This window comes from Streptomyces sp. NPDC057654 (genome assembly GCF_042800135.1).
Taxonomy (GTDB): Bacteria; Actinomycetota; Actinomycetes; order Streptomycetales; family Streptomycetaceae; genus Streptomyces.
This window is the reverse complement of record NZ_JBHVHQ010000162.1, coordinates 1-12,656: the sequence shown is the minus strand read 5'-3', so window position 1 is coordinate 12,656 and position 12,656 is coordinate 1. Positions and strand designations below refer to the sequence as shown.

11 protein-coding genes are annotated in these 12,656 nt (G+C 63.7%); 5 read left to right on the top strand and 6 right to left on the bottom strand.

Annotation, left to right across the window (positions count from 1 at the left end):
- From eccCb to ACFU99_RS15270, 5 genes are all read left to right on the top strand, one after another.
- A partial coding sequence (eccCb, locus tag ACFU99_RS15290) for a type VII secretion protein EccCb (RefSeq protein WP_384391263.1) occupies nt 1-2,703 on the top strand: 2,703 nt, incomplete at its 5' end.
- Nucleotides 2,704-2,845: 142 nt separating this feature from the next.
- Nucleotides 2,846-3,301 (top strand): hypothetical protein, encoded by a 456-nt coding sequence (locus ACFU99_RS15285; protein ID WP_384391261.1) that lies wholly within the window; start codon nt 2,846-2,848, stop codon nt 3,299-3,301.
- Between the two features lie 13 nt (nt 3,302-3,314).
- Nucleotides 3,315-5,681 (top strand): hypothetical protein, encoded by a 2,367-nt coding sequence (locus ACFU99_RS15280; protein ID WP_384391258.1) that lies wholly within the window; start codon nt 3,315-3,317, stop codon nt 5,679-5,681.
- Nucleotides 5,682-5,764: 83 nt separating this feature from the next.
- Nucleotides 5,765-6,319 (top strand): hypothetical protein, encoded by a 555-nt coding sequence (locus ACFU99_RS15275; protein WP_384391255.1) that lies wholly within the window; start codon nt 5,765-5,767, stop codon nt 6,317-6,319.
- 434 nt (nt 6,320-6,753) lie between these two features.
- Nucleotides 6,754-6,984 (top strand): DUF397 domain-containing protein, encoded by a 231-nt coding sequence (locus tag ACFU99_RS15270; protein ID WP_384391252.1) that lies wholly within the window; start codon nt 6,754-6,756, stop codon nt 6,982-6,984.
- Nucleotides 6,985-7,068: 84 nt separating this feature from the next.
- On the opposite strand, the gene ACFU99_RS15265 is transcribed toward ACFU99_RS15270, so the two are convergent.
- From ACFU99_RS15265 to ACFU99_RS15240, 6 genes are all read right to left on the bottom strand, one after another.
- On the bottom strand, nt 7,069-7,371 hold the full coding sequence (locus ACFU99_RS15265) for a WXG100 family type VII secretion target (protein ID WP_384391249.1): 303 nt from the start codon (nt 7,369-7,371) through the stop codon (nt 7,069-7,071).
- 45 nt (nt 7,372-7,416) lie between these two features.
- A complete protein-coding gene (locus ACFU99_RS15260) occupies nt 7,417-7,773 on the bottom strand; it encodes a WXG100 family type VII secretion target (RefSeq protein ID WP_384391247.1) in 357 nt (118 codons plus the stop codon).
- Between the two features lie 157 nt (nt 7,774-7,930).
- A complete protein-coding gene (locus ACFU99_RS15255) occupies nt 7,931-9,160 on the bottom strand; it encodes a S8 family serine peptidase (protein WP_384391244.1) in 1,230 nt (409 codons plus the stop codon).
- 41 nt (nt 9,161-9,201) lie between these two features.
- The gene (locus ACFU99_RS15250; RefSeq protein ID WP_384391242.1) at nt 9,202-10,587 is read right to left on the bottom strand and encodes a hypothetical protein; all 1,386 of its coding nucleotides are present in this window, start codon (nt 10,585-10,587) and stop codon (nt 9,202-9,204) included.
- A gap of 11 nt (nt 10,588-10,598) precedes the next feature.
- Nucleotides 10,599-11,054, bottom strand: a complete 456-nt coding sequence (locus ACFU99_RS15245; protein ID WP_384391239.1) for a hypothetical protein — start codon at nt 11,052-11,054, stop codon at nt 10,599-10,601.
- Between the two features lie 170 nt (nt 11,055-11,224).
- On the bottom strand, nt 11,225-12,499 hold the full coding sequence (locus ACFU99_RS15240; protein ID WP_384391236.1) for a PQQ-binding-like beta-propeller repeat protein: 1,275 nt from the start codon (nt 12,497-12,499) through the stop codon (nt 11,225-11,227).
- Between the last annotated feature and the right edge of the window lie 157 nt (nt 12,500-12,656).

Genomic DNA, 12,656 nt, shown 5'->3' with positions numbered 1-12,656 from the left:
CTCGGCGACGCCGGGTCGGTCGATGTGTCGCGCACCTGGCGGCCGCGGTCGCTCGCGGAGCGGCTGCGGGTGCCGATCGGCGTCGGCGAGGGCGGCACGCCGGTCATGCTGGACCTCAAGGAGGCGGCGCAGGAGGGCATGGGTCCGCACGGGCTGTGCGTCGGCGCGACGGGTTCCGGCAAGTCGGAGCTGCTGCGGACGCTGGTGCTGGGGCTGGCCGTGACGCACACGTCGGAGTCGCTGAACTTCGTGCTCGCCGACTTCAAGGGCGGCGCGACCTTCACGGGCATGTCGCAGCTGCCGCATGTGGCGGCGGTCATCACCAACCTGGCGGACGACCTGACGCTGGTCGACCGGATGCGCGACTCCATCACGGGTGAGCTCCAGCGCCGCCAGGAGCTGCTGCGCGCGGCGGGCAACTACGCCAACATGCACGACTACGAGAAGGCGCGGGCCGCGGGCGCTCCCCTGGAGCCGCTGGCTTCACTCGTTCTGGTGATCGACGAGTTCAGCGAGCTGTTGACGGCGAAGCCGGACTTCATCGAGATGTTCATCCAGATCGGCCGCATCGGGCGTTCCCTCGGCGTGCATCTGCTGCTCGCCTCGCAGCGGCTGGAGGAGGGCCGCCTCCGCGGGCTGGAGACGTACCTCTCGTACCGGATCGGCCTGCGGACCTTCTCCGCGGCGGAGTCCCGTACGGCGCTGGGCGTCCCGGACGCGTACCACCTCCCCTCGGTGCCGGGCTCCGGCTATCTGAAGTTCGGCACGGATGAGATGACGCGCTTCAAGGCCGCGTACGTCTCGGGTACGTACCGCACGGGCACCGCCGACCTCGGCGGCGCGCCGCTGCCGATCGAGCGGCGGCCCGTGCTGTTCACGGCGGCCCCGGTGCCGGTGACCTACACCGCCCCGGACCCGGTCGCACCGCTGGCCCCGGTCCCCGGCGACGACGACGCGCTGGCCGACACGGTCCTCGATGTGATCGTGCGCCGGCTGGAGGGCCAGGGCGCGCCCGCGCACCAGGTCTGGCTGCCGCCGCTGGAGGAGGCGCCGTCGCTGGACCAGCTGCTGCCGGGGCTGACCCCGGTGGAGGGCCGCGGCCTGACGTCCGCGGACTACCCGCGCCTCGGCGGGCTGGTCGTACCGCTCGGCCTGATCGACAAGCCCTTCGAGCAGCGCCGCGACGTCCTCTACCGCGACTTCTCCGGCGCGGCCGGCCACATGCTGGTCGTCGGCGGCCCGCAGTCCGGCAAGTCGACGCTCATGCGCTCGCTCATCTCCGCGTTCGCGCTCACGCACACCCCGGCCGAAGTGCAGTTCTACGGGCTCGACTTCGGCGGCGGCGGCCTGAGCGCCGTCGCCGACCTGCCGCACGTCGGCGGCATCGCCTCGCGCCTCGACCCGGAGAAGGTACGGCGCACGGTCGCGGAGGTCGCGGGCGTACTCGGGCGGCGCGAGGAGTACTTCCGGGCCCAGAACATCGACTCCATCGCCACGTACCGGCGCCAGCGCGCGGCGGGGCACCACGCCGACCAGGGGTGGGGGGACGTCTTCCTCATCGTCGACGGCTGGGGCAACTTCAAGCAGGAGTACGAGATGCTGGAGGCGATCGTCACCGACATCGCCGGCCGGGGCCTCGGCTACGGCGTGCACGTCGTGGTGACCGCCTCCCGCAACATGGAGGTCCGCGCCTCCCTCAAGGACCAGCTCCTGAACCGGCTCGAACTGCGGCTCGGCGACACCATGGACTCCGAGTTCGACCGCAAGGTCGCGGCGAACGTCCCCGCGGGCGTGCCCGGCCGCGGCCAACTGCCCGAGAAGCTGCACTTCATGGGCGCGCAGCCGCGCATCGACGCCGGCAGCGACCCGGACACCATGACGGACGCGACCACGGAGATGATCCGCGCGGTCGACGCCGCCTGGTCCGGCCCGCACGCCCCCGGCGTCCGGCTGCTGCCGCGCAGGCTCCGCGCGGACGAGCTCCCGAAGGGCTTCGAATACCCGCAGCACGGCGTCGCCATCGGCATCGACGAGACCAACCTCGAACCGGTCTTCGTGGACTTCGAGACCGACCCGTTCTTCCTCATCTTCGGCGAGAGCGAGTCCGGCAAGACCGCGATGCTGCGCCTCCTCGCCAAGCAGATCACCGAGCGGTACGGCCCCGACGAGGCGAAGATCGTGGTCGGCGACTACCGCCGCTCGCTGCTCGACGTCATCCCGGAGTCGCATCTGCTGGAGTACGCGCCGATCGCCTCGGCGCTCACCGTCCACGCGGGCGCGATGAACGGCCTGATGGAGCGCCGCGCGCCGAAGCCCGACATCACCCCGCAGCAACTCCGCGACCGGAGCTGGTGGACGGGCCCGCAGTTCTTCGTCATCGTCGACGACTACGAACTCGTCTCCACCGGCAGCGGAAACCCGCTGGCGGTCCTCACGGAGAACCTCCCCTTCGCCCGCGACGTCGGCATCCGCTTCATCATCGCCCGCAGCACGGCCGGCGCATCCCGCTCGATGTACGAGTCCTTCATGCAGCGCATCAAGGAACTCGGCGCACAGGGCATCGTCCTGTCGGGTGACCCCGGCGAAGGCGACCTGCTGGGCGGCGTCCGCCCGCGCCCGATGCCGCCGGGCCGCGGCTTCTTCGTCTCGCGCAAGCGGGGGGTTCCGCTGGTGCAGGTGGGGTGGCTGCCGGAGCAGCAGTAATCAGTCCCGCCGGAGAGACTCAAGGGGGCGCGACTCAACGTGCCCCCTTGGTAGCTTTGCGCATTGATAGCCTGTCCACTGATGACCCGGGACACGCAACTGCCTTGCGGCCAGGCCGACTTGGCTGGCAACTGGGGGGAAAATGACATTTAAGACCGAATGGAACCAACTGCGGGCAGATTCCGCCAGGCGGCAAGAAACTCACACCCGCATCAACCACGTCGACGCGGGTGGCCCCGACTCCGGCACCACCGCCGACCTGAGCGTGAGCAGCGATGAACTCGGCCCCATCGGCAATGACGCCTACAACCTCTACAACCAACTTAAAACTGATGGCCGACACGCTCACGACAACAGCAAGACCGCGGCAGCAAATCTCACCGACGGGGGCCTCGACACCGGATCCGCTCTGGATCATGCCAACCAGACCTGGGAAAACCAGGTAAACACGCTTCTGCAGGCTTGTGCCCTTATTTCCGACCATTTGGACTACTCCCTCGCCGCGCACGCCAAAGACGACAAGAAAGTCGCAAACAGCATGCCGAAGGTCGAGGGAGAATACTTGACAGCCTCCAAGATCAGTCGCTACTTCCACTGAGGAACGAGCTCACGTGCCGTCGTTCGAAGAACTCCGCCATCTCCGCCTTGGGAAGCTTGAGGAGGCGGTCGACGATTGGACCGCCATGGTCAAGAAGCTCAAAACGCTTGAGGAGGTGGCCGACAAGCGAATGGCCGCGAAGACCAAGAAAGCGGATTGGCAAGGAGAAAACGCCGCCGCCGTAAAGCCGTTCGTCCTCAAGACGGCCAAGGAATTCTCGGACGCTCTCACTGAGGCCACGAGCATCCGAAACATCCTCAAAGAGGCGCACGCCAAGTTCCAAACGTGCCAAAACGATCTGCAGGCCGCAGTGGATGAAGCCACTGGGAACGAACTCAGCATCAGCTCAAGCGGCGTCGTGCGATCCGTTAAAGTCACACCACCGTTCGTTGCGCAGCCGCAGAACGACGACGTCCTCAACTTTATGAAGGCTCCAGCCGCTGAGCAGAAGAAGATCGATGCGGTGGTGGCCAAAATCAACAAGATTCTGGAAGCGGCAGCCGACGCCGACGAAACGACTTCACGCGCCCTACGCACCATCGCCGGCAAGGATCCCCATAACTTCACCACGGTGAAATACGGTTCGTACAAGGATGCAGAAAAGGCACAGGCGATTGCCGACGCCAAAACTGCGACCAGAATCGCCAATCATCTCGCCGAGGATGGCACGGCAAAGAACCTCGACGAACTTAAGCAGTTGCAAAAACTGTTCGACAGGAACGCGAAGAATCCTGATTTTTCTACCACCTTCTACAAGACCATGGGCCCGAAGGGTGCGCTGAACTTCTACGCCAACGTGGCATTGGATGCCTCATCGCTGCACGATAAGACGCGCATCAATCTCGTTCATCACATTCAGAATGAGATGGGCTCCATGCTCGGCGTGGCCACGAGCAAGCACAGCTCGACCCATTTGGATGCCACGTGGATTACCGGCCTCCAAAAAGCCGGTCACCAGCAGCTCGACCTCTCGCGCGTCACCACACTCGGCACAGAGGTATACGGATATCAGGCCCTCGGCGCGCTCGTCCGGGACGGAAAATTCGACGCCGGCTTCATGACGACGATCGGTCGCGACATGGTTGCGATGGAGCGCAAGGATCCACGGATCTGGGACCGGAATGCGCCGGCAGGCTCCCATTACGGATCGTCTGGGCAGCCGACGCTCAACTTCGATAAGACTGGCGGAAAGGGGTTCCATCCGCTTACCGGGCTGATGGAGGGGCTGAGTCACAACCCGGAAGCCGCTACCGCGTTCTTCAACGAGCCCGTGAGGGAAGACAGCAACCACGACGGCATCATCACCTCAGCCGACAAGGTCGTCACTCACTACGACTCGAACTACGACGGGAAAATCAACAAGGAAGACACCCGTCCGATGAGTATGGTCGACTACATGCTCGATCGAAACCCTGATGCGGATGCGCTGGATTATGTGAAGGGCAGGGAATCCCGCTCGGGGCAGACAGCTTTGGGGAGCGCCTTGGAGGCGGCAACCACTCACCGAGACCCCAGCGACGACGGGGCACATCAAGTCCGCCATACCGCGGCCATGGCCAAGGTGATGGAAAGGGTCGTGGAAAAGGTCGGGGCACATCCTGTACTGGTCGAGGGGAAGGACCCTGATCATCCTGGTGTGCTGAGCGGACTGGCCGGCAACTTCGGCAACATGGCAGCCGAGTACATGCCGGACATGCAGATGACGCTCGAAAATGAGAATCACTTGATCAAGCCTTTTGGGCATGGCGCAAAGTTCACCAGTGCCGATCTACAGCAATTCCTTGGGGCAGTCGGACAGGATCCAGACGCATATGGCTCAATCAGCAACGCTCAGCAAGCCTATACGACCGCTCTGGTGCATGACGTGGTCAAGCATCGCGACCAGTACGACAACCTTGGAGACCCAATCCACAATGCGGTGTACCCGGGCGGGCAAATCGCGGGCATCATGACTGAAGCGCGAACTGAGGCCATTCACGGAGACCAGGCCTATAAGGACGCTCAGTTCAACAAAGCGATCGAAGAAAAATCGAAATGGATCGATCGAACCATCGACTCTGTCGGGGGCAAATATATCGATAAACTTCCCCTTGGCGCCGGTGACGCGGTTGGCTGGCTCAAGGAAGATATCACCAGTGCCATGGTTGACCGCATGCAGCAGGACAAAACATCTGAAGCACAGCATGATGCCGCCATCACCTACAGAGAAGCCGAGGAGGCGACAAAGAAATCTGCCGCGGCAGCCGTACGCACAGCTTGCCGAGGAAGCGGGATTTCGGAACAGAATATCGATGCTCTTGCGGGAGTTGCCTCCACAAGCGCAGTGACTGCCCATACAGCGGGCCGCGGAGCACGGGCTAGTGCGACAGGAGCGCCTTGAGACCATCCAACCCAAGGTCCTCCACTAACAGAGAGCGTGCCATGCCCTACCGGAAAACCTTGCCGATAGCTACGATCGCGATCGTGGCCCTGGGTGCAGTGGCCCTAACCGGCTGCAGCAACGACGGGCACAAAGCCGCTTCTTTCGAGATTCCCGATACGGCGTGCTGGGGCGCGTTCTCCGGAAACGAGATAGAAAAAATCGCACCGGAGGGAAAAAAAGCCTCGTCAGACATCACTAACAGCTTCGACCTCTACAACGGTAAAGAATCCGCCATCTGCTCAGTATACGTCGACGGCAATACGGCGTTTCTGGCATCCGCCAACCGCTACCCTGTGGAGAACCCTGCGGAGCTAAGATCACTCATCAAGGACAGGCCTCACCTGTCATCTATCCCTGTCCGCGACAGGGGTTGGGTGTGGGATACAGGTTCAGCGACTACATTTACCTGCGAACGGCCAGTCTCGCATGCGTCGAAAGATCCCCAGCACCCAAATTCCGAAAAATATATAGTACTAGAACTCTCCGCCTTCTCCTCTCCAGATAAGGAACTCACACGCCGAACCCTGGAGAAGATGATGGTCAATTTCAGAGACTTTGCAGCGAAAAAACTGCTCTGCAAGAACGCACATAGTTAGCGGAATCGCTCTGGTGAACTTGGCGACGACATAGACTTTCCGGAACTCGCTCGCGAAGTAGTCTGGGTGGAGAACCTCACCACCTCCGTCTGCTGCGAGGGGCCGAAGGACGTGGACCGACGCGTCGAGGGTTTCGATCCCGCCTACGGGCCCGCCCCCATCGGGCCGCCGGAGGCTCGACGGCGGTCCCAGGAAATGATCAGGGAGCTACAGTCAGTGAGCATAGGCAGCATCGCTCGGCTGGTTCATGGTCCGGGCTCTATCCGGCGGCACAAAGTCTCACGCAGCGGCAGCATCGGCCATTGCATAGATTTCACCGCAATCGACGAACGCACAATAAACCGTGGCACGTAACCGAACCACGTCCCCGCTCTCGTATCCACTGGCGTCTGGCGCAAGTTCGCCTCCGCCGTCACCCAAGGAGTCCTGAACTGATGGCTGATGAACGTGAGAAGGCTGAGTTGTACGCACTCGACATCTCCGATGCCGAGTGGCTCAGCGCACCCGGTGGTGCGGCCGAGGAGCGGGTGGAGATTGCTTATCTTCCGGGTGGGGCGGTGGCCATGCGGTCGTCGGCGGATCCGGACACGGTGCTGCGCTACACGGAAGGCGAGTGGCGTGCGTTCGTGCTCGGGGCGCGGGATGGTGAGTTCGACCTGAAGTGAGTAAGTGCGTCCGCGTACGCGGACGGGGTGGGCCGCCGTTGGCCGGCTGCCCACCCCGTCGCGGGCGGCGTATTCGCCCTAGGCTCAGTAGCTGATGTCGAACAGCTGAGAGGCCTTCTTGTCCGTCGCGTGGTACTGCGCGGAACCCGTGCGGACGCGGTTCGCGACGTCCTTGAGGGTCTGCTGGATGTGGACGCTCCGGGAGTGGAAGATGCCGTCGGCCTGCTTCATCATGTTGTGGGCCTCACCTTCCCAACCCTCTGCGACGTTGGCGACCGCCGACCGCATCTTCTCGATTTCTTCCTGCAGCCGCGCCGCAACGCGCTCGATGTCGCTGGCGGTCTGCTCTACCGAGCCGTAGTGGACTGCAAGCTCTCCGTCGGACACTTGGCCCTCCATTCCTTGATGGTGATGTCTTGGACTGTCGGTCTGCTACGCGTAGCCATCGATCTTGCTGGAGAGATGGCCGCCGGGCGCCGCGCCATTGACATCGATCTTGTTCAGGCTGGAAGCGATCTCACCATCGTTGGCGCCGCTCGCACGGTGTGTGAGGACGACCGCCTCTCGGATGCCGTCGAGCAGCCGACGCACCGCGTCGTGGTCGTCGTTGAGGGCGATCTGGGCCTTCCGGAAGGCCGCGTGCCCCTCGCCCTTCCACTGGCCGCCGTCGAGGTTGGCGATGGCGTTCGCCAAGGTCCGCAGATTCGACGAAAAGGCCTGGCTCGTCTCGTCCATGGAGTCCGAGAACTTCTTGAACGCTGCGTCACTGATCTTCTGATTGCCGGACATGGTCTACCTTCCCCCATGAGTTGTCAGCGAGACAATAAAGGTTGTCACCCCTGGCTCACTGAAGTGCGCGAACCGGATTGGGTTCGCTGTATATCGCTCGGGCTTACCGCCATTATCGCAGTTGCTCGCATCACCTCCCTCATCATTCATACTTCTCTCACCTCGCACGACGGCGCACGAAGACAGCAAGGCCGCCGAGGAGTGCGACTGCCACCACACCGACGACGGCCCACAGGGCCGTCTTACCGCCGGTACCGGAACTCTCCGGCTCCGCCGATGCGGCATTGTCGGTCTTGGCTTCCCCCTGGCCGCCCTCTGTCGTTTTCCCGCTTGACGGGGCGGGCGTCAGAGAACCAGAGGTCGTGCTCTTCTGGTTGGCCGCCAGGAGCGGGTTGACATCGGGCGGGCCGGGTTTCCCTTCACCATCAACGAGCACCTTACGGGGGCGAATACTGCCATAGCCCAGGTACTTACTAGGCATTTTGGCCTTCGCAGGCTGGCCCGCAGTTTGCATCATGACCCGCAGGACCTGGTTATTGGTCCAGTCCGGATGTTTCGCCCAGATGAGGGCGGCGGACGCGGAGGTCAGGGCAGTGGCCTGGCTTGTGCCGCCGCCTGTGCAGATCTCCTGCGACTGCGGACAGTGCTGCGGAAGGTCGTCGCCGAAGGCTACGAGTCCAACCTGGTCACCGTGGTTGGACCATTTGGCGACCGTACCTTGGCGATCCATGGCACCCACTCCGACAACACCTCGCAGAGCTGCGGGGTATTCAGGAAGGTTCTTCTTGTCACCGCTGTTGCCCACAGCGGCGAAGACCAGGCTTCCCTTCTTGAGTGCGTAGTCCACCGCCGACTGCGACTCCGTGAAGTACGACGAAAGCCCTTCAGTACCCAGAGATACGTTGATGACGCGAGCGTTCTTGTCCGCTGCATAGCGCACGGCCTTCGCGAGGAGCACGTCGGCTTCCTTCGACTGCTGGGTGACGGCAACCTTGAGCGGGAGGATTTTGGTTTCGGGTGCGAGTCCCTGAACGCCGCTGCCGGCCCCCGTGCCCGCGATCAGGGCAGCCATATCGGTGCCATGCCCCTTCGTGTCCTTGTGCGCACCGGAAGGATTCTCGTTGAAGTCGACTCCGTCCAGCACCTGCCCCTGCAATTCGGGGAGTTCAGTGTTGACGCCCGAATCGATGACGGCGACCGTGACTCCCTCTCCCTTGCTCGCCTTCCACATGTTCTCCGCCTGCATGTCCTGCAAGTACCACTGCCGGGAACGGATGTCCGCAGCTACGGCCGCGGGTGCGACACCTCCCATGGAGACAAGCCCGACACCGCACAACGCGGTGACCGACAAAGCGCGTTGGCGTAGTTTCCGGATCTGGATTCGCATGCGTCGGCGCTCTCCTAGGCGTGGCACAGCTGGCAGATGAGTCAGTCGATGACCGGCGGAACCGTATCGCGCCGCCCGCTCGTCCACGTCTCTTCGTCCTCTGTCAGATAGTCGGGCCTGACCCCACCGCGCCGGCCGGGCTTGCCCGGAGCCTGAGCCCGGGATCGAGGAGTGGCGCCTGCGGCCTGAGTACCTCGTACGAGTCCCGAACCGCCTTGGGTGAATTCGGAACGTTGCTGGCGCGGGGTACGCGGAACGCCGCTGGAGCCGCTCACTTCCGATGCCGGCCGACGGCCGGGGATACTGGCCGATGCTCCCGGCTGACCAGGGCCCGCACCGTAGCCTCCCGCGCCCACGGGCGCTCGCCCCATAGGAGCCCGTCCCATGGGGCTCCGCTCCTCACCGACGACCGTGCCTCGTGGGAGGCGCGGACTGGTGGACTGCGCCGGCCTTTCCGCAGGTGTACCGCCGAGAACTCCGTCGCTCTTTCCGATACGCGGGACAGATGTCGACCGAGGCGTGTTCACGCTCTTCTCCGGCAGACCCCCGCTCAGCCCCGGCGTGAACTTCGCGTTGCCCCGGGGGCTGGTCAGCATGTTCGGCACTGCCGGCCCCGGCACCATGGGCCCGGTGGTGTTCGTTGGTCCCGTGTGGTCAGGCACGATGTGCTTGGCACTGTCGGGAGACGGTGCCGTGACCGTGGAGTCGATAACTGTGCCACTCGTCTCGACCGCGTGCCGCCCCGTGTCCACGGAGTGGTGAACGCCTGCCGTTCCACTGTGGTGCGCAGAATACGAGGACACCTCGTCCGCTCCCCCATTGGGGCCGGCCGTAGTGTGCAGCGAGGTGATACGTCCGGACCCGCCGCCGAGTCCATCACCTCCGGAATGCGGCCCCCCTTGCGACTGCTCATGGACGACATAGGCGTCACGGACGCCGCCTGAGAACGCACTCGGCAACAGCGGAAAGTTCGGTTCCTTCAGCCCGTCCAGCTTCTGCTGCGCGATAGTTACGTAGGAGTCCGCCTTCACCAGGGCTTGGATGGCTTCTTGACGTCTCTTGTCCGAAGAAGCCCTCCGCTCCGCGTCCTTCCTGGGGTCCACGTAGCACGGTTCCACCGGAGGCATTTCGCTCTGGCCGAGGCTCAGCCCCTTCCCGGCATGGCCGATACACTCGCCGATATCCTGGGTGTAGTCAGCCATCACGAGAGTTTGCTTCGCCATTTCGGCACCCCAGGCACGGAAGGCGTCGCCGCCCTCACCCTCCCATTTCACACGCTGGACATGCGCCCTGAACTCCTCGCCGATGGCGTTGATGTCGGCAGATGCCTTGCGCAGCGCAGTTTCTGCGTCGCTGAATCGGGTCGGCTGCGCATTGGCGATCATGCCGTAGAGCGCTTCGTGGCTCTCCCCGTCGAATTTTCCCATCTTCGCCCCCGTCAGGCCTTCTGGTTCCCGAGATCCTTCTCACCAGTGCGCTTCGGCCCGTGCTCGTCCATCGCTTTCGGCGGCTGGTATTGTTCGCGCGCCTGAGCCTGGATCTGCCGCAGCCGCGCCGCCTGTTCCGCGTCGAGGCCCTCGTAGCCCTTCTCGGCGGCCAGTGCCGTCAGGCCCATGGCCTCGATCTGATCGCCGAGGGTCTTGGACAAGGTCGAGAGGCGCTCATGGACAGCGGCGTACTTGCCGGCCAGCTTCTTCGCGGAATCGAAAGTTCCATAGGCGTCGGCCGGGATCGTCTGGTGGTCGATGCTCTTATGCGACGCGGGGGACTTTTCAAGATCGGTCAGTACCTTGTCGACGCGGCTCTTGAACTTGGCCAGTGTCTCAGCTTCCTTGACCAGGTTCTTGCCGAACGGAGTCTGTACCGACGCGCTCAGCGCCCTCAGCTCCACCATGTCCCTCCCCCTGTTACCGGTGATGCCGCTGCAACACTCTATCCACTCGTTGCTCCGACCCCAACGTCAAAATGGTCAAAGCATGTTGTCAGATCAGTAACAGGTTCCTGCGTGACTCCTGCTCTGAAGCCCCCCGAGCTGCTCTCAAGCGGGCAGCAGCGACCGCCGGCCTAGTCGGCCATGGCCAGGATCATGTCCGTGGTCTCAGTGGGGATGTCGTTGACGTCGACCATCAGCAGTCGGTCGTCCACAACGCGCAGGGCAGTCCCCCCGTGGGTCTGCATAGTGGATTCACGCGCTCGTGCGGTGTCTGCATGTGTGATCGTTCGTACCGTGCTGCCGGTCTTCACCGAAACGTAGGACAGCCGTCCGGGGCGTTCACTGGATGGAAGGACGTAGAAGGCCACCTTGTCGTCGTCGCCGGACACGGTGACGGGGAAGGTCTTGCGGTTCGCGTCGGACTTGTAAGTCCAGCGGCTCTTCCCATCAGTGAGGCTGTACGCCATGCCCATGCCTTTTCCGCCGACGTACAGGGTGTCGCCTTCGACCAAGGCTCCTGTGCAGCCTGTAGCTGTCAGAAAGCAACTGCCGAGTTGCCAGAAATCGTTGGCGGCGATGTTCGTCCGTCGGTGACCGGTGGCCGGGTCGAAGACGCCGAAGGAGGCGGTTCCGCCTGTGTCACGGCTGGTCATCACGGTTACGGGACGGGTGGCAATGACCGAGGAGGCAAAGGTGCCTTTGGCTGCCGGGGTCGACCACTTGGGTTTGTTCAAACTTCTCGGATCGAGCGAACGGATCGTGGAAGTGCCGCCGCAGTAGGCGGTGGCGATGAGCTCGGGACCGCCGGCTGCGTCGACCATCTCGCACGCCTTGTGCTTCTGCTGCGATACACGTTTGCCGTCGACGAGACTACGGCTTTCTTCCCCCGTGGCCCAGGAGAGGTACGCGTAGCCGCCGTGCAAAGCAATGGCCAGAGGAGCCTTACGCCACTTGGCGGGAGTCAGTGCCGGTCCCGCCTTCTCTTCTGCGGCGATGGACTGCTCCCAAGGACGTTCACCCGTGCGAAGGCCGATGGCGGTGACATCGGTGCAGACCTTCCCGAACAACGTCGCAATGACCACCCGGTTTCCGTCGGCTTCGCGCGAGGCCGCACACAAGGGGCCCGACAGGACGAACGACCACTTCTTTTCGCCGCGCTTGATGTCGTAGGCGGTCACCATGTCCGGTTCAGCCTTGATGACCAGCGAGTCGGTGAACCACGTGCCAAGGGCAGTGTTAGATCCTTCCGACGGTTTCGTGCGGGCCTCTGCGGCCCAAGCCATCGTGCCCGCTTTCGGCGCGGCGGACTTGTCGGCGTCGGCCGCGGGGTGCGACCGGCCGGGGAGCAACCAGACGGCGCAACCAACACAAGCGCAGAGGACGAGAACCGCGATGGCGAGAAGCAAAGGCCTGCGTCGAGGGAATCGCGGGGGGCGTGGCGGGTTGGCGGACGGGGTGCCCCATGCCTGGGCCGCAGACATGTTGCCGTGGTGCGACGGACGCGACACTGGTTCGGCTCCTCGGTCGTTCATCAACGGTCGGTGGCGAGTGCTCAGCGAAAGG